The sequence below is a fragment of the Aquaspirillum sp. LM1 genome, from assembly GCF_002002905.1.
In the GTDB taxonomy this organism is placed as follows: Bacteria; Pseudomonadota; Gammaproteobacteria; order Burkholderiales; family Aquaspirillaceae; genus Rivihabitans.
Genome location: NZ_CP019509.1, coordinates 3,104,620 through 3,122,083, shown reverse-complemented (window position 1 = coordinate 3,122,083; position 17,464 = coordinate 3,104,620). Strand labels below are relative to the sequence as shown.

Annotated in this window: 11 protein-coding genes and 1 tRNA gene; 5 read left to right on the top strand and 7 right to left on the bottom strand. The window is 65.3% G+C overall.

Annotation, left to right across the window (positions count from 1 at the left end; genetic code table 11):
- Window positions 1-38: 38 nt before the first annotated feature.
- The 6 genes from BXU06_RS13535 to xdhA all read right to left on the bottom strand — a co-directional run bounded on the left by BXU06_RS13535 (window position 39) and on the right by xdhA (window position 9,524).
- Window positions 39-959, bottom strand: a complete 921-nt coding sequence (locus BXU06_RS13535) for an ABC transporter permease (protein ID WP_216352481.1) — start codon at window positions 957-959, stop codon at window positions 39-41.
- Between the two features lie 1,212 nt (window positions 960-2,171).
- Window positions 2,172-3,227, bottom strand: coding sequence for an ABC transporter permease (locus BXU06_RS13530; RefSeq protein ID WP_077300679.1), 1,056 nt, complete (start codon window positions 3,225-3,227; stop codon window positions 2,172-2,174).
- Window positions 3,214-4,746: an ABC transporter ATP-binding protein gene (locus BXU06_RS13525; RefSeq protein WP_216352480.1), complete on the bottom strand. Its 1,533-nt coding sequence runs from the start codon at window positions 4,744-4,746 to the stop codon at window positions 3,214-3,216. The genes BXU06_RS13530 and BXU06_RS13525 overlap by 14 nt, the downstream gene beginning before the upstream one ends.
- A 2-nt stretch (window positions 4,747-4,748) precedes the next feature.
- Window positions 4,749-5,744, bottom strand: coding sequence for a xanthine dehydrogenase accessory protein XdhC (gene xdhC / locus BXU06_RS13520; RefSeq protein ID WP_077300676.1), 996 nt, complete (start codon window positions 5,742-5,744; stop codon window positions 4,749-4,751).
- Window positions 5,732-8,056, bottom strand: coding sequence for a xanthine dehydrogenase molybdopterin binding subunit (gene xdhB, locus BXU06_RS13515; protein ID WP_077300673.1), 2,325 nt, complete (start codon window positions 8,054-8,056; stop codon window positions 5,732-5,734). The genes xdhC and xdhB overlap by 13 nt, the downstream gene beginning before the upstream one ends.
- Before the next feature lies 1 nt (window position 8,057).
- Entirely contained in the window at window positions 8,058-9,524 is a 1,467-nt protein-coding gene (xdhA, locus tag BXU06_RS13510; RefSeq protein WP_077300670.1) for a xanthine dehydrogenase small subunit, read from the bottom strand.
- Window positions 9,525-9,905: 381 nt separating this feature from the next.
- Here xdhA and BXU06_RS13505 point away from each other — a divergent pair, with 381 nt between their 5' ends.
- From BXU06_RS13505 to gabD, 3 genes are all read left to right on the top strand, one after another.
- A complete protein-coding gene (locus tag BXU06_RS13505) occupies window positions 9,906-11,039 on the top strand; it encodes an ABC transporter substrate-binding protein (protein ID WP_077300667.1) in 1,134 nt (377 codons plus the stop codon).
- A gap of 217 nt (window positions 11,040-11,256) precedes the next feature.
- Window positions 11,257-12,540: a 4-aminobutyrate--2-oxoglutarate transaminase gene (gabT, locus tag BXU06_RS13500; protein WP_077300664.1), complete on the top strand. Its 1,284-nt coding sequence runs from the start codon at window positions 11,257-11,259 to the stop codon at window positions 12,538-12,540.
- 64 nt (window positions 12,541-12,604) lie between these two features.
- Window positions 12,605-14,065, top strand: coding sequence for an NADP-dependent succinate-semialdehyde dehydrogenase (gene gabD, locus BXU06_RS13495; RefSeq protein ID WP_077300661.1), 1,461 nt, complete (start codon window positions 12,605-12,607; stop codon window positions 14,063-14,065).
- A 171-nt stretch (window positions 14,066-14,236) separates the two neighbouring features.
- On the opposite strand, the gene BXU06_RS13490 is transcribed toward gabD, so the two are convergent.
- Window positions 14,237-14,986 (bottom strand): cytochrome c5 family protein, encoded by a 750-nt coding sequence (locus BXU06_RS13490; protein ID WP_077300658.1) that lies wholly within the window; start codon window positions 14,984-14,986, stop codon window positions 14,237-14,239.
- Between the two features lie 144 nt (window positions 14,987-15,130).
- On the opposite strand from BXU06_RS13490, the gene BXU06_RS13485 reads away from it, so the two are divergent.
- Window positions 15,131-15,207: transfer RNA gene (locus tag BXU06_RS13485), tRNA-Arg, on the top strand.
- A gap of 170 nt (window positions 15,208-15,377) precedes the next feature.
- On the top strand, window positions 15,378-17,255 hold the full coding sequence (locus BXU06_RS13480) for a diguanylate cyclase (protein ID WP_077300656.1): 1,878 nt from the start codon (window positions 15,378-15,380) through the stop codon (window positions 17,253-17,255).
- The last annotated feature ends 209 nt before the right edge of the window (window positions 17,256-17,464 follow it).

Here is a 17,464-nt window from a genome sequence, read left to right as displayed (position 1 = left end):
AAACCGGGCCAACGGCGCACCGCTGGCCCATGGCGGAATTAAGGCAGGTAGGGCTTGCCCAGCGAAGCCGGCAGGTTCAGTTGCAACAGCCGGCGGTCACGCGAGATCAGCACCAGCACCACAATGGTGGCCAGGTAGGGCAGCGCCGCCAGCAGTTGCACCGGCAGGGCAATACCCAGGCCCTGGGCGTGAAATTGCAGAATGGTCACCGCGCCAAACAGATACGCGCCCAGCAGCAGGCGGCCCGGCTTCCAGGCGGCAAACACCACCAGCGCCACGGCAATCCAGCCGCGCCCAGCGCTCATGTTCTGCACCCACAGCGGGGTGTACACGGTGGACAGATACGCGCCGGCCAGCCCGGCCATCGCCCCGCCAAACAGCACCGCGCCATAGCGGATGGCCAGCACTGGGTAACCAATGGCGTGTGCCGCCTCGGGCGATTCACCCACGGCTTTGAGCAGCAGGCCCAGCCGGGTTTTGGCCAAGGTCCACGCCACCAGGGCAAACGCCGCCAGCGACAGATACACCACGGCATCCTGATGAAACAGCACTGGGCCGATCACCGGAATGTCGGACAGTAGCGGAATCGACAGCGGCTTGAGCCCCGGCAGGCTGTAGCTGACATAGTGCTGGCCAATAAACGCCGACAGGCCAATACCAAAAATGGTCAGTGCCAGCCCACAGGCGGCCTGATTGGCGGCCAGCGACAGGGCGAATACGGCAAACACCAGCGCCGCGCCCATACCGGCCAGCGCGCCCGCCGGCAGGCCAGCCGCCGGGCCCAGCCCGGTTTCGGCGGCGGCGGCAAAACCGGCAATCGCGCCGATTAAAATCATGCCTTCCACACCAAGGTTGATCACCCCGCTGCGCTCGGCCACCAGCTCGCCCAGCCCGGCAAAAATCAGCGGCGTGGCCGCCGCCAGCGTGCCAGCCAGCACTGGAATCATCGAATCCATCATTGCTTGAGTCTCCTGGCGCGCCGCCTCAAGCCAGCGGCGCGCGTCTGTGTCCGGCTGCTGTCGCAGCCGGGTAAAACGGTTTCAGTTCAGTCTGTGGCAGCGCCACGGGCGTGCGTTGTGGATACTTCTGGATCCCCGCCTGCGCGGGGATGACGCGGTGAGGGGGATCAATCCGGTGACGGTGTGCTACCGCTGCGGGCTACTTCACCCCGCCGATTTCACCCGCCGCCCTCTCCATACCGTCATTCCCGCGCAGGCGGGAATCCAGAGCGTGCCACGGCGTGCAGTGTTTCTCTTCACGCCCCGCCCTGGTCGGGTGATCCTGCCAAGGGCGGCACGTTGTGGATACTCCTGGATCCCCGCCTGCGCGGGGATGACGCAGTGAGGGGGTCAATCCGGCAGCGGTGTGCTACCGCTGTGGGCTACTTCACCCTGCCGACTTCACCCGCTGCCCTCTCCATACCGTCATTCCCGCGCAGGCGGGAATCCAGAGCGTGCCACGGCGTGCAGTGTTTCTCTTCACGCCTTGCCCTGGTCGGGTGATCCTGCCAAGGGCGGCACGTTGTGGATACTCCTGGATCCCCGCCTGCGCGGGGATGACGCGGTGAGGGGGGTCAATCCGGTGGCGGTGTGCTACCGCTGCGGGCTACTTCACCCCGCCGATTTCACCCGCTGCCCGTTCCATACCGTCATTCCCGCGCAGGCGGGAATCCAGAGCGTGCCACGGCGTGCAGTGTTTCTCTTCACGCCCCGCCCTGGTCGGGTGATCCAGCCAAGGGCAGGGCGCTGTGGATACTTCTGGATCCCCGCCTGCGCGGGGATGACGCGGTGAGGGGGGCAATCCGGGGCGGTGTGCTACCGCTGCGGGCTACTTCACCCCGCCGATTTCACCCGCTGCCCTCCCCATACCGTCATTCCCGCGCAGGCGGGAATCCAGGGCGGGCCACGGCGTGCAGTGTTTCTCTTCACGCCCTGCCCTGGTCGGATGATCCTGCCAAGGGCGGCACGTTGTGGATGCTTCTGGATCCCCGTTTGCGCGGGGATGACGCGGTGAGGGGGGTCAATCCGGCGGTGGTGTGTTTGTGCTACCGCTGCGGGCTACTTCACCCCGCCGATTTCACCCGCCGCCCTCTCCATAGCGTCATTCCCGCGCAGGCGGGAATCCAGGGCGGGCCACGGCGTGCCACGCTGGCGCTTGATGCTGCCCCGCCCTTACTTGCGCCGACGCAGGCGGTTGTCGATAAAGGCGTCTGCGCCAAGCAGGAAGAACAGCAGCATGCCCTGAAAAATCCCGGTAATCGCCGCCGGCAGTTGCAGCGCCACTTGCGCGGCTTCGCCGCCCAGGTAGATCAGCGCCATCAGCGCGCCGGCCAGCACGATGCCCAGCGCGTGCAGGCGGCCCAGATAGGCGACGATGATGGCGGCAAAGCCGTAACCGGGCGAGATGTTCAGGTTAAGCTGGCCCACCGGGCCGGCCACTTCGCCCACGCCGGCCAGGCCGGCGGTGAGGCCGGACAGCACCAGGCTGAACCACACCGTGCGCTGGGCGGAAAACCCGGCATAGCGCGCCGCCGCCGGGGCCTGGCCGCCCACTTCCAGCTGGTAGGCCAGAAAGCTCCTGGCGTTGAACAGCCAGAAGCCCAGCACGGCAAACAGGGTGATGAACACCGAGCCATTCACCCGCGAGCCTTCCAGCAGGATGGGAAACAGCGCGCCGTCGGCAAACATCACCGATTGCGGAAAATTCATCCCCTCCGGGTCGCGCCACGGGCCGTTGACCATATACGACAGCAGAAAACTGGCCACATAGCTGAGCATCAGCGTGGTGAGGGTTTCTTCGGCGTTGAAGCGGGTTTTCAGCAGGGCAGGAATCGCCCCCCACAGCGCGCCGCCCAATGCGCCGGCCAGCACCATGGCCGGCAGAGCCCAGGCCACGCCGCTGTCGCCCACATAAATGCCAATGCCACCGCCAGCCAGCGCGCCGGCAATCAGTTGGCCTTCGGCGCCGATATTGTAGATGCGTGCCTTAAAGCCAATGGCCAGCCCCTGGGCGATCAGGATCAACGGGCAGGCCTTGATCAGCAGCTCGCTCCAGCCGTAGCTGCTGGCCAGCGGCTCGACAAAGAACACCTTGAACGACTGCACGGGGTCTTTGCCCAGCGCCAGAAACAGCCCCGAGCCCACCAGCAGGGTGGCGATGATGGCGATCAGCGGCGCGGTCCAGCGCATCAGCTGCGACGGTTGCGGGCGGGGTTCAAGCAGATGCATGGCTGGCCTCCGCGTTGAACAGGCCGGCCATTTGCAGGCCCACCGACTCGGCGTCGGCCTCGGCCTTGGGCACGGCTGCCGACAGCCGGCCCTGGGCCAGCACGGCAATGCGGTCGCTGATTTCAAACAATTCTTCCAACTCCTCGGAAATCACCAGAATCGCCACGCCCGAGCGGGACAAATCCAGCAGGGTCTGGCGCAAGAATGCCGCCGCACCCACGTCCACCCCCCAGGTGGGCTGGGCGACGATCATGGCTTTCGGGTTGAGCATGATTTCCCGCCCGACAATGAATTTTTGCAAATTGCCGCCGGACAGCGAGCGCGCCGCCGCCAGCGGGCCACCGCAGCGCACGTCAAAGCGGGCAATGCACTCCTGGGCAAACTGGCGCGCGCGCGCATAGCTGACCAGGCCAAAGCGGCGCATGCCGCCGTGACGATGGCCAGTGAGCAGGGCGTTGTGCGCCAGCGATTGCGACGGCACCGCGCCGCGCCCCAGGCGCTCTTCCGGCACAAAGGCCAGCCCGTGGGCGCGCCGCCGGCCCGGATGCCAGTGGCCGATGGCATCGCCATCCAGCCAGACGGTGTTTTTGCCGCTGGGCGCTTCGCCGGACAGCGCCGCCAGCAGCTCGGCCTGGCCATTGCCAGAAATCCCGGCAATGCCGACGATTTCGCCGGCGTTCACCGTCAGCGAGACATCGGTCAACGAGGTGCCGAACGGGTCGTCGCTGCGCTGGCTGAGCTGGCGGATTTCCAGCATGGGTCGGCTGGGGCCGCTGTAGGGCGGCGCTTCGCACACCGGCAGTTCGCGGCCAATCATCATCCGCGCCAGGCTGGCCGGGGTTTCTTCACGCGGAATCGCCTCGCCGGTTACCTTGCCGCCGCGCAGGATGGTGGCGCTGTCGCACAGGGTTTGAATTTCATGCAGCTTGTGGCTGATGTAGACAATCGACACGCCCTCGCTGGCCAGCCGGCGCAGGGTGTCGAACAGCTTTTGCACCGCCTGCGGGGTGAGCACCGAGGTGGGTTCGTCCAGGATCAACAGCTTGGGGTCTTGCAGCAGGCAGCGCACGATTTCCACCCGCTGGCGCTCGCCCACCGACAGGCTGTGCACCAGCCGGTGCGGGTCCAGCGGCAGGCCGTAGCGCTCGGACACTTCGCGCACCCGCAGCGCCAGCGCGGCCGGGTCGAAGGGCGCATCCAGCGCCAGCGCGATGTTCTCGACCACGGTCAGTGTCTCGAACAGGGAAAAATGCTGAAACACCATGCCAATGCCCAGCTTGCGCGCCTGCGCCGGGTTGGCGATGGTCACCGGCTGGCCGTTCCAGCGGATTTCGCCGGCGTCGGCTTTCACCGCGCCGTAGATGATTTTCATCAGCGTGCTTTTGCCCGCGCCATTTTCGCCAAGAATGGCGTGGATCTCGCCGGGTGCCACCGACAGGCTGACGCCATCATTGGCGACCACGCTGGGGTAACGCTTGCTGATCCCGGTCAGGGTCAGACGGGGTGGGGTCTGCGACATGCTTACTCCGGATAAGAAACAGTCGGCTGACTCAGCGGATGTGCCTGATTCAGCCATTGGCGTGCATTGTGCAGCTGCACCATCTGCGCGGCAACGGCCAGCGCAATCGCCGCCGGCTGTTTGTCGGTGATGCCGGCAATGCCAATCGGGCAAGTCAGCTCGTCTAGCCGGGCGGCATCCAGCCCGCGCGCCAGCAGCTTTTGCTCAAAACTGGCGCGTTTGCTGCTCGAGCCGATCAGGCCAAAATACGCCGCGTCGCGGCGGGCAAAGATGGCCTGGCACAGGGCAAAATCCAGCGCGTGGCTGTGGGTCATCACCAGATAAAAACACCCCGGCGGCGCTTCGGCCACCTCGCTGGCCGGGTCGTCGCACACCCGCGCGTCCACCCCGGTAAGATCCAGCCCGGCAAAGGCGTCGTCGCGCGGGTCGATCCAGCGCACTTGCGCCTGTAGCAGGCGCAGTTGCGTCACCAGCGCCTGCGCCACATGGCCGGCACCAAACAGCCACACCGGAAACGGCGCGCGCGCCAGCCGCTGGTGCCAGCGCCAGTGGTGCTCATCGCCATCCAGCGCGCTGCTGGCCTCAGTGGGCGCAGCCAAGCGCCAGCGCGAGGCGGCTTCGCCGGCGTGCAGTTCGCGCCACAGCGCCTGGCCGGTGGCCAATTGGGCGGCGCGCGCCTGCCAGTCGGCCAGCGCACCGGCGGGAATCACTTCAAACAGCAGCCACACCACGCCGCAGCAGCACTGACCCAGCCGCGCGCCCAGATTGTAGCGGCTGACGCGGGCAGCCGGGCGCGGCTGGCCCAGCAGTTGGCGCGCCTGGGCGATGGCCTGCCATTCCAGATGGCCGCCGCCAATGGTGTCGGCCTGGCTGTGTGCGCTGACCACCATGCTGGCGCCCACCTCGCGCGGGCCGGAGCCGCGCACGCGCGCCACGCTGATCCACACCATGGCTTCGCCGGCGGCCAGGCCATCCAGCAGCGCGTTCAGCCAGCGCATGCGCCGCTCCCGGCGCGCAGCGCACGCACAATGGCTTCTGGCGTGGCCGGCGCATCCAGCTGCACCGACGCGCCCACTGGCAGGGCGGCGGCCACCGCGTCGCGCAGGGCAAAAAACACCGCCAGCGCCAGCATGAACGGCGGCTCGCCCACCGCCTTGCTGCGGTGAATGCTGTCTTCGCGGTTGGCGTTGGCGTACAGCGCCACATTGAACACCGCCGGCACATCCGCCGCAGTGGGGATTTTGTAGGTGGACGGCGCGTGGGTCATCAGCTTGCCGTCGGCGCGCCAGTGCAGTTCTTCGCTGGTCAGCCAGCCCAGGCCCTGCACAAAGCCGCCTTCAATCTGGCCGATGTCCAGCGCCGGATTAATGGATTGCCCCACGTCGTGCAGCAGGTCGGCGCGCAGCACCCGGCTTTCGCCGGTCAGCGTGTCGATGGCCACTTCGCAGGCGGCGGCGCCGTAGGCAAAGTAATAAAATGGTCGGCCCAGCTTGCTGACCGGGTCAAAATGAATGTCCGGCGTGCGGTAAAACCCGCTGTCCCACAGCTGCACCCGTGCGCGGTAGGCGCGCATGGCCAGCTCGGCAAACGGCAGGCTGAAGTCCGCCAGCCGCACCTGGCCATCGGCAAAAATCACCGAATCAGCGCTGCCGCCGCCAGCCAGCTCGACCATCAGCGCCGCCAGCCGCGCCTTAATTTGCTGGCACGCCGCCTGCGCCGCCTTGCCGTTGAGGTCGGTGCCGCTGGAGGCGGCGGTGGCCGAGGTGTTGGACACCCGGCTGGTGTCGGTGGCGGCCAGCCGCACATCGGCCAGCGGCAGGCCAAATTCGCCAGCGACGATCTGGCGAATCTTGGTGTACAAGCCCTGACCCATTTCGGTGCCGCCGTGTGAGGCCAGCACGGTGCCGTCGGTGTACACATGCACCAGCGCGCCGGCCTGGTTGAAGTGGGTGGCGTTAAACGAAATGCCAAACTTCACCGGGGTCAGCGCCAGGCCGCGCTTGAGCGTGGCGCTGCCGGCGTTGAATTCGGCAATCGCCTGGCGACGCTGGGCATACTGGCAGCGCTCGGCCAGCTCGGCCACCAGCGCCGGGGCGATATTGTCGGTGACTGGCATGCCGTAGTGGGTGATGCTGCGCGCGCCGCCCGGCTCGCTGTCGTAAAAATTGGCCTGACGCACCGCCAGCGGGTCGAGCTGCAAATGGCGGGCGATGTCGTCCAGCACGGTTTCAATCAAAAACATGCCCTGCGGGCCGCCAAAGCCGCGAAACGCGGTGTTGGACACGGTGTGGGTTTTGCAGCGCAGGCTGCGCAGCGCCAGCGCATCCAGATAATAGGCATTGTCCAGATGACAGATGGCGCGGTCGTTGACCGGGCCAGACAAATCCGCCGAAAACCCGCAGTGCGAGGCCATCTCCAGCTTCAGCCCGGCCAGCCGGCCATCGTCGGCAAACGCCGCCTGCCATTGATACTGAAAGCCATGGCGCTTGCCGGTGGCGCTCATGTCCTCGTCGCGGTCCAGCCGCAGCTTGACTGGCCGGCCAGTGCGCACCGCCAGCAGCGCCGCCAGGCAGGCCCATTGCGCCGATTGCGATTCTTTGCCGCCAAACGCCCCGCCCATGCGCCGGCAGCTGACCGTCACCTGATGCGCGCGCCAGCCCAGCGCGTGGGCAATCAGCTGTTGCATCTCGCTGGGGTGCTGGGTGGAGCACCAGACGTGCAGGCTGTCGTCGTCGCCTGGCTGGGCGTAGGAAATCTGCCCTTCCAGATAAAAATGCTCCTGCCCACCCAGCCGCGCCCGGCCAGAAAGCTGGTGCGGCGCGGCGGCAAAGGCGGCATCCACCTCGCCCCGGCGCATGTCAAACGGCGGCAGCACCCAGGATTCGGCGGCCACTGCGCTGTCGATGTCGAGCAGCGCTGGCAAGGGCTCGATGTCGATCTGCGCCAGCCGCGCCGCCTGACGCGCCTGCTCGCGGCTGTCGGCGGCCACCACAAACAGCGGCTGGCCATAAAACTGTACTTCCTCGCCGGCCAGCAGCGGGTCGTCGTGCAGGATGGGGCCGCAATTGTTCTCGCCGGGAATGTCCGCCGCGGTGAGCACGGCGCGCACGCCAGGCGCGGCGCGCACTGCGTCCAGCTGCAAGGCGCGCAGGCGGCCATGCGCACACGGGGCTTGGCCAATGGCGGCGTGCAGGGTGCCGGCCAGCTCGGGCTGGTCGTCCAGATACTGGGCGGCACCGCTGACGTGCAGCGCGGCGCTTTCGTGCGGCAGGGCATGGCCTACTGGCGTGGGTCGGGTGTCGGCGCGCATGTCAGCAGCCCTCCAGGCCAATCGGGGCCAGCGCATCCAGCCGGTGCTCGCGCTGGCCCTGGCTGTCCAGCCAGAAGCGCCACAGCAATTGCGCGGCGACATGGCGGCGGTAGTCGGCGCTGGCGCGGGCGTCGCTCAGCGGCTGAAAATCACCCTCCAGCGCAGCCATGGCGGCGCGCACGCTGGCGGCATTCCACGGCGCGCCCAGCAAGGCGGCCTCGGCCTGCGCGGCGCGGCGCGGGGTGGCGGCCATGCCGCCGTAGGCCAGCCGCGCCAAGGTCACTTGGCCAGTGGCGTTGGTGTGCAGCTGCATGCCGGCGGCCACGGCGGAAATATCCTGGTCGTGGCGCTTGGCCACTTTATAGCTGCGGAACTCGCCCAGCGGGCGCGGCACGCGCACGGCGCGGACAAATTCACCCTCGGCCAGCGCGGTGCGCTGATACGCCAGGTAAAAATCTTCCAGCGCCAGCTCGCGGCACACGTCGCCGCGTTGCAGGCGCAGCGTGGCACCCAGGGCAATCAGTGCCGGCATGCTGTCACCAATCGGCGAGCCATTGGCAATATTGCCGCCCAGCGTGCCGGCGTGCTTGACCGGGGTGGAAGCAAAGCGGCGCGCCAGCTCGGCCCAGTGCGGCGTCCACTGGCTGAGCGCGGCAAAGGCGTCGTGCAGCGGCGCGGCGGCGCCGATTTCCAGCTGGCCGTCCACCTCGGCAATCTGTTTCAGTTCAGTCACCGCGCCCAATTGAATCAGCGCGCCCAGCGCGCGGCCCTGCTTGGTCACCCACAGGCCCACGTCGGTGCCACCGGCCACCAGCCGCGCCTCGGGCCGCGCCAGCCGCAGCGCCGCCAGCTCGGCCAGGCTGCGCGGGCTGAAGCTTTCGCTGCCGTCGGTGGCGCGGTAATGCAGTGGTGGCAGCGCTGCCAGCTGGCGCAGGGCAGCTTCTATTGGTGCGCTGTCCCATGCGCGGCGCGGCACCTGCCAGGCGGCCTGAGCGGCGTCGATAATGGGCCGGTAGCCGGTGCAGCGGCACAGATTGCCCGACAGGCAGTCTTCCAGCTCGGCGCGGCTGGGGCAGGCCGGCTGTTGCTGATAGTGGGCAAACAGCGACATGGCAAAGCCCGGCGTGCAAAAGCCGCACTGCGCGCCGTGGTGGTCGATCAGCGCCTGTTGCAGCGGATGCAGGCCGTCGGCGTCGGCCAGGTCTTCGACGGTGAACAATGCCTTACCGTCCAGCGCCGGCAAAAACTGGATGCAGGCGTTTACTGCGCGCAGGCGCAGCGTGCCATGGGCGTCCAGCTCGCCCAGCGCCACGGTGCAGGCACCGCAATCGCCCTCGGCGCAGCCTTCCTTGCTGCCGGTCTGGCGCAGGTCTTCACGCAGGTATTGCAGCACAGTGCGGGTGGGCGAAGGGCCGGCGATCTGGTGCAGGCTGCCGCGAAAATAGAAGTGGATCGGTCGGGCTATCATGGTGCAAATACTCGGAACAAGGCATGAAATCAAGGTAGCACAAGCCTGCTGGCGTCTGGCAGTGGCGGCGGTGGATAAGCACTATGCGTGCGGGAATATGGCAAAAAAAGCCGGGGCGGAATCTGGGCTGGCGTTCTGTCGCGTGGTTTGAACACCTGCTGCACCGAGTGTTTAAATTTTTATGATTTACTGTGGCGTTTTCTTAAACGCACGCCTACAATCAGGAGCATTCGGGTCAGCACGCTTGACCCACTGACTGGCCTGTGCCGGCCTGGCCGGCGGGGGCATCTGGCATGAATCAAATCCGGCCGGATTGCCGCTTGGCAGCCAGCGGGAATTCCGTGATAGTAGCCAGATCAAGCGAATCACGGAGCAAAAACCATGCGCAGGATCAGGCAGATGCTCGGCTGGCTGGGTATTGGGCTGCTGGGGGCATTGGGCAGCGCACAGGCAGGCGAAGGCGTATTGAAGATCATCGCCTGGCCGGGCTATATGGAGCGCGGCCAGAATGACGCCCGCTACGATTGGGTGACGCCGTTCGAGCAGGAAACCGGCTGCAAGGTGAGCGTGCGCACGGCGCTGAACTCGGACGAGATGGTCAACCTGATGATGCAGGGCGGCCACGATCTGGTTACCGCGTCTGGCGATGCCAGCCTGCGGCTGGTGTTCGCCAACAAGGTGGCCGCAATCAACCCGATCCGGATTATCGGCTGGGAAAGCATCGACGCCCGCTTGCGCCAGGGGCCGTGGCTGAATGTGGCCGACAAGGTATACGGGGTGCCGTTTCTGTGGGGGCCGAATGTGCTGCTCTACGACACCCGGCTGTATCCGCAGCCGCCCAATAGCTGGGCGGCGCTGTTTGAAGCACAGACCTTGGCCGACGGCCAGAGCAATCAGGGTCGGGTGCAGATGTATCACGGGCCGATGGCGATTGCCGAAGCAGCGCTGTACTTGATGAAGCAGCGCCCGGCATTGGGCATTGTCGACCCTTATGAGCTGTCGCCCGAGCAATACGCCGACGTGCTGCAGCTGTTGCGCCGGCAACGCGAGCGGGTGCAGCGCTACTGGTCGGACCCCGAACAGCAAGTCAAAGATTTTCGCCAGGGCGGCCTGGCAGTCAGCAGCGGCTGGAGCTATACCGCCAATGCCTTGCGCAGCCAGGGCGCGCCAGTCAGGGCCGTGCTGCCCAGGGAAGGGGCCACTGGTTGGGCCGATTCGCTGATGCTGCACCGTCAGGCGGCGCACCCGGTGTGCGCTTATCAGTGGATGAATTACGCGCTGCGGCCAGCGGTGCAGATTGCGGTTGCCGAGTGGTTTGGGGCCAACCCGGCCACGCCAGCCGCGTGCCGGCACCCGGCCCCGGCAGGCAGCCCGGTATGCCGCAACAACGACTATGGCCGCTTTGCCGAGCTGCATTTCTGGCGCACGCCGCAGGCCAATTGCCGCAGCCAGCCGCGCTGCATGCCGTATAGCAGCTGGGCCAGGGATTATGCGCAGATTGTCAGTGGACGCTAGCGCCACCACAGGATGAAATGGCCGGGAGGGTGCAGGCAGATCAGCGCCGCCCCGGCAAGCAGCACCGTTTTGAAGAGGGAATCGCTGGCAGTTGCCGGCAGACTATCCGCAGACCGCCTCAGGCGGCATGAGCCTTTTTGCATGTCAAGGCTCCGGGCAACCATCCATTAACGTATGTCATGGGGCGGCAACGCCGCCACACGGGAGAACCCACACAATGAGCACCACCACCAACGCCAGCCTGCAACAACGCAAAGACGCCGCCACCCCGCGTGGCGTGGGCGTGATGTGCGGCTTTTACGCCGACCATGCCAAGAACGCCGAAGTCTGGGATATCGAAGGCCGTCGTTACATCGACTTTGCCGGCGGCATCGGGGTATTGAACACCGGCCACCTGAATGAAAAAGTGGCCGCTGCCGTGGCCGCCCAGGCGGAAAAGTTCAGCCACACCTGCTACCAGGTGGTGCCCTATGAGCTGTATGTGTCGGTGGCGGAAAAACTCAACGCCATCACCCCGGGCAGCCACGCCAAGAAAACCGCTTTTTTCACCACCGGTGCCGAAGCCGTGGAAAACGCGGTGAAAATTGCCCGCAGCTACACGGGCCGTCCGGGCATCATCACCTTCTTTGGCGGCTACCATGGCCGTACCAACATGACCCTGGCGCTGACCGGCAAGGTGGCTCCGTACAAACTGGGCTTTGGCCCGTTCCCGTCCGACGTGTTTCACGCGCCGTACCCGAACCCGCTGCATGGTGTGAGCGAAGAAGACGCGCTGAAGGGCCTGGAAAAGCTGTTCAAGTGTGATATCGACCCGAAACGCGTGGCAGCCATTGTCATCGAGCCGGTGCAGGGTGAAGGTGGCTTCAATGTCACCCCGAACAGCTTCCTGGCCGCGCTGCGCAAGGTGTGCGACGAACACGGCATCCTGCTGGTGGCCGACGAAGTGCAATCCGGTTTTGCCCGTACTGGCAAAATGTTTGCCATGGACCACACCGGGGTGATTCCGGACCTGATGACCATGGCCAAATCGCTGGCGGGCGGCTATCCGCTGTCGGCAGTGACTGGCCGCGCCGAAATCATGGACGCCCCGGCCCCTGGCGGCCTGGGCGGCACCTACGCCGGCAGCCCGCTGGCGCTGGCGGCAGCCGAAGCGGTGATCGACCTGATTACCGAAGAAAAACTGTGCGAACGCGCACAGCTGCTGGGCGACAAGCTGAAAGCCAAGCTGAACAGCCTGAAGGCCGATATTCCGCACATCGTCGAAGCTCGCGGCCAGGGCGCGATGGTGGCAGTGGAATTCATGCAGCCGGGCGCCCACACCCCGGACGCCGACTTTACCAAGAAAGCCCAGCAGTACGCGCTGCAGCACGGCCTGATCCTGCTGACCTGCGGCATGTACTATAACGTGATGCGCTTCCTGTTCCCGCTGACCATCGAAGACGCCGTGTTCGACGAAGCACTGGGCATCATGGAAGCCGCCCTGCGCCACGCCGCCGCCTGATTGTTGCTGCCTGACGGCCCGCCCTGTGGCGGGCCGCTTGTCTGTCCTGACCGGAAACCCCGCCATGCTGAATCTGAAAGACCCTGAACTGCTGCGCCAGCAGTGTTATATCGACGGTGCCTGGGTGGATGCCGACAACGGTGCCACCCTGGACGTCACCAATCCGGCCACCGGCGAGCTGGTGGCACGCGTGCCGAAAATGGGCGCAGCGGAAACCCGCCGCGCCATCGAAGCCGCCGAACGCGCCTGGCCAGCCTGGAAGCGCAAGCCGGCCAAAGAACGCAGCGTGATTCTGCGCCGCTGGTTTGAGCTGATGATGGCCGCCCAGGAAGACCTGGCGGTGATTCTGACCGCCGAACAGGGCAAGCCGCTGGCCGAAGCCAAGGGCGAAATTGCCTACGGGGCCAGTTATCTGGAATGGTACGCCGAAGAAGGCAAGCGCGTGTACGGCGACACCATCCCCACCCACCAGGCCGACAAGCGCGTGGTGGTGCTGAAAGAACCGATCGGTGTGTGCGCCGCCGTCACCCCGTGGAATTTCCCCAACGCGATGATCACCCGCAAGGCCGGTCCGGCCATGGCGGCAGGCTGCCCGATTGTGGTCAAGCCGGCATCGCAAACCCCGCTGTCGGCACTGGCCATTGCTGTGCTGGCCGAACGCGCCGGCGTGCCGGCTGGCGTGTTCAGCGTGGTCACCGGCTCGGCAGCCGCCATTGGCGGCGAGCTGACCGCCAGCCCGATCGTGCGCAAGTTTTCGTTTACCGGCTCGACCGAAATTGGCCGCGAACTGATTGCCCAATGCGCGCAGACGGTGAAAAAAGTGTCGATGGAGCTGGGCGGCAACGCGCCATTCATCGTGTTTGACGACGCCGACCTCGACGCAGCAGTCGAAGGCGCGATGATTTCCAAATATCGCAACGCCGGGCAAACCTGCGTGTGCGCCAACCGCCTGTACGTGCAGGCGGGCGTGTACGACGCCTTTGCCGAGAAATTTGCCGCCGCCGTGGCCCAGCTGAAGGTGGGCAATGGCCTGGAGGCTGGCATTACCCAAGGCCCGATGATCGACAGCAAGGCTGTGAGCAAGGTGGAAGAACACATTGCCGATGCACTGGCCAAGGGCGGCACGCTGGTGGCGGGTGGCAAGCGCCATGCACTGGGCGGCAGCTTCTTTGAGCCGACCATCATCACCGGGGTGACCCAGGCGATGAAAGTGGCCAAGGAAGAAACCTTTGGCCCGCTGGCCCCGCTGTTCAAGTTTGACAGCGAAGCCGACGTGGTGGCCATGGCCAACGACACCGAATTTGGCCTGGCCAGCTACTTCTACAGCCGCGATATTGGCCGCATCTGGCGGGTGGCCGAACAGCTGGAATACGGCATGATCGGCATCAACACCGGGATTATCTCCAACGAAGCCGCGCCGTTTGGCGGGGTGAAGCAATCCGGCCTGGGCCGCGAAGGCTCGCACTTTGGCATGGATGACTACCTGGAAGTGAAGTATCTGCTGGTGGGCGGTCTCGACCGCTAAATCCACCGTGTGTGGGTGTTGCATTGAACGGCGTGCCTGGGGCACGCCGTTTTTTTGTTGGCTTTGCCGGTTGGCTGAACGCTGAAAACGCCACACCCCCGGCCAGCAGGCACGGGGGTGTGGTGGGGCATCCGTTATATCTGGCTGGCCGGTCAGCAGGCCAGGGAAAGATTACTTGGAGTTGCCAACGATGTATTCCACGGCAGCGCGGAACTCGGCATCGCTGCCAGAGTAGCCACCCTTGGGCGGCATGGCGTTCAGGCCCTTGGTGGCGGAAGCCACCAGACCATCCAGCCCCTTGCCGATACGCGGAGCCCAGGCGGCCTTGTCACCCATTTTCGGTGCGCCAGCCGCGCCGGTGTCATGGCAGGCCATGCAGACGCTGCCGTAGATTTCCTTGCCCTTGACTGCCGGGTCCACCTTGGCGTCGCCGCCAGCCGCACCTTCCACCTTCGGTTCGGTGAACTTGCCGCCTGCTGCGTTGCCCATATAGGCCACGGCGCGTGCCACTTCGTCGTTGGTCAGGTCAGTGGCACCGCCCTTGGCCGGCATGCCGCGAATGCCTTCCACCGCGTGCTTGACCAGCAGGTCAAAGCCCTGGGAAATACGGCCAGCCCAGGCACCGGCATCGCCAAATTTCGGCGAACCGGCCAGACCGGCAGCGTGACAGGACGCGCAAATGGCCTTGTACACGGTTTCGCCATTGCGGCTGCCCGGCGCGCCACCTTCGGAGGCCACCGACACACCCACCGGCTTCAGTCGGGCGGAAATGGCTTCCTTGGACATGGTTTCCGCGTCCACCACCATGCCGCTGGTAAACAGTTTGGCCAGCAGCCAAACACTCAGAACAACCAAGACAAGCACGGAAAGGATGACGCGAATCATCTCTCCCGACGAGCTACCCTTATTTGCGCTACTCATTGGCTACTGCCCCATAAAAAAAGTAAAGAAAGAATAATGACAATCAGAATAGGGGAATTATACGGAAACCCCGGCGATTGGCAAAGACGCTAACTGGACTGATTGCAATAAATCGGCTATGATTCGCAGGCTTTTTGCTTGCAAGCACCCGTAGCTCAGTTGGATAGAGTGTCAGTTTCCGAAGCTGAAGGTCAGTGGTTCGATCCCACTCGGGTGCGCCATCCCCTGCATCACCGCCTGTTTTACCGCGCAGCCCCAGCCTGCCGCCGCACCAAAAACCCCTTTAAATTCAAAACGCTGCAACAAACCCTTCTGCGCAACGCGCCCTTTCCCGTCGCCATCCGGCCAGGATTACGCGATACTCGCGGGTATCCCACCTGGAACAGCCGTCATGCCCTGCCTGCTGCGCGTAGCGTTATTCTGCCTTGCCATTTTGTTCAGCCTGTCCGCCACGGCGGGCGGTGTGCTGCAACTGGAGGCACAAGCGCCAGGGCAGCGCGCCACCGCACATATCGACCTGCTGGAAGACCCACAACACCAATATCGGCTAAGCGATATCCAGCGCCCGGAACTGGCCGCCCGCTTCAAACCGGCTGAGGGGGCCAATAACGACATTAATCTGGGTTATTCGCGCAGCACCTATTGGCTGCGCATTCCGCTGCAGGCTCCGGCGCAGGGCAGCGCCCAGACCTGGCTGGTGGAGCTGGGGTTTCCCGCGCTGGACCAGGTCACCGCCTATCTGCACGACCAGCACGGCCAGCAGGTGTACCAGACTGGTGATCTGCTGCCATTTGCCCACCGCCCCTATCCGCACCGGCACTTTCTGTTTCCCTTGCGCCTGGCCCCTGGCCAGTCCACCACCGTCTATCTGCAAGTCCGTTCCGAAGGCACCCTCACCCTGCCGGTGATGGTGTGGAGCGAACCCTCGCTGCTGGTGTTCAGCCAGTCGGCGTATGGCCTGCTGGCACTGTACTACGGCATGCTGCTGGCGCTGGCCTTGTACAACCTGCTGCTTTACCTGTCGCTGCGCGACCCGGCCTATCTGGCCTATGTGCTGTTTACCGTGTGCATGGCCATTGGCCAGATTTCGCTCAACGGCCTGGGCAACCAGTATCTGTGGCCCGACTGGCCAGCGTGGGGCAATGTGGCGCTGCCCAGCGGCTTTGCCCTGTGCGGGCTGTTTGGGGCCTGGTTTACCCGGCTGTTCCTGCACACCCGGCAAACCGCGCCCCGCTACCACCGGATCATCAGCGGGCTGGGCTGGATGTTTGGCCTGCTGGCGCTGGCCCCGCTGGTGCTGCCGTATCAGTGGGTGGCCATTCTGGTGTCGCTGCAGGGCATTGTGTTTTCAGTGGTGACCATTTTTGCCGCGCTGTTTGGCCTGAGCGCCGGCAACCGGGGGGCGCGCTGGTTCTTGATCGCCTGGTCGCTGCTGCTGGCTGGCATTGTGGTGATGGGCATGCGCAACCTGGGCTGGGTGCCCACCAATATGCTCACCACCAACGCCATCCAGATTGGCTCGGCGCTGGAAATGCTGCTGCTGTCGTTTGCCCTGGCCGACCGCATTCACCTGGCCCGCGCCGACAAAGAATCGGCGCAAAGCGAAACCCTGGCCGCCAAAGAAGCCATGGTGGCGGCGCTGCGCCAGTCTGAGCAATTGCTTGAGCAACGGGTGGCCGAACGCACCCGCGAGCTGGCCGACGCCAACGCCCGGCTGCAAATCAGCGAAGCCCAGCTGACCGAGCTGGCCCAGCACGACCCGCTGACCGGCCTGGCCAACCGCCGCCGGCTGACCGACGCGCTGTACGAAGCGCTGAACCACACCCAGGAACACCCCGGCGAAGGCGCGCTGCTGCTGATCGACCTGGACCGCTTCAAGCCGGTCAACGACGGCTACGGCCACGAAATTGGCGACCGCCTGCTGCAGGAAGTGGCCCTGCGCCTGTGCCACTGCGTTGGTCCACACGACACCGTGGCCCGGCTGGGCGGTGATGAATTTGTGCTGCTGCTGGCTCCGCCGCTGACCGCCCACCGGGCGGTGGCCGTGGCCGAGCAGGTGCTCAGCCAGCTGCAACAGCCGGTGGAAACCCCCGCCGGACAGCATCAGATCAGCGCCAGCATCGGCATTGCCTACCTGCCCAGCGATGGCCGGGCACCCGCCGAACTGCTCAAGGCCGCCGACCTGGCCATGTATCAGGCCAAGCAAAATGGCCGCAATGGCTGGGTGCAAGCCAATATGGCCGGCCCGCAACCGCAGCAGGAATACTAAGGGCGCGCTGATTGATTCAGAAAAACCGTTTTCGCCAAAAGTAAAACCCAGCAAAATCAATAACCTGCATTCAAACCGGCGCGGAAATGACGATTTTTTCAGCGTTTTCCCAAGCGCCGCTCACCAATCCTTCTGCCAGCCATGTCGCATCGCCAACCCTGCATGTCGCCCCCACGCGCCCAGCCCGCACCCAAGCCGCTACACTGGCG

Bases quoted from the DNA above. Each gene is read 5' to 3' on its own strand.
- xdhA (WP_077300670.1), bottom strand. From the start codon at position 9,524: ATGATAGCCCGACCGATCCACTTCTATTTTCGCGGCAGCCTGCACCAG.
- BXU06_RS13535 (WP_216352481.1), bottom strand. From the start codon at position 959: ATGATGGATTCGATGATTCCAGTGCTGGCTGGCACGCTGGCGGCGGCC.
- BXU06_RS13505 (WP_077300667.1), top strand. From the start codon at position 9,906: ATGCGCAGGATCAGGCAGATGCTCGGCTGGCTGGGTATTGGGCTGCTG.
- xdhC (WP_077300676.1), bottom strand. From the start codon at position 5,744: ATGCGCTGGCTGAACGCGCTGCTGGATGGCCTGGCCGCCGGCGAAGCC.
- BXU06_RS13480 (WP_077300656.1), top strand. From the start codon at position 15,378: ATGCCCTGCCTGCTGCGCGTAGCGTTATTCTGCCTTGCCATTTTGTTC.
- BXU06_RS13530 (WP_077300679.1), bottom strand. From the start codon at position 3,227: ATGCATCTGCTTGAACCCCGCCCGCAACCGTCGCAGCTGATGCGCTGG.
- BXU06_RS13525 (WP_216352480.1), bottom strand. From the start codon at position 4,746: ATGTCGCAGACCCCACCCCGTCTGACCCTGACCGGGATCAGCAAGCGT.
- gabT (WP_077300664.1), top strand. From the start codon at position 11,257: ATGAGCACCACCACCAACGCCAGCCTGCAACAACGCAAAGACGCCGCC.
- gabD (WP_077300661.1), top strand. From the start codon at position 12,605: ATGCTGAATCTGAAAGACCCTGAACTGCTGCGCCAGCAGTGTTATATC.
- xdhB (WP_077300673.1), bottom strand. From the start codon at position 8,056: ATGCGCGCCGACACCCGACCCACGCCAGTAGGCCATGCCCTGCCGCAC.
- BXU06_RS13490 (WP_077300658.1), bottom strand. From the start codon at position 14,986: ATGAGTAGCGCAAATAAGGGTAGCTCGTCGGGAGAGATGATTCGCGTC.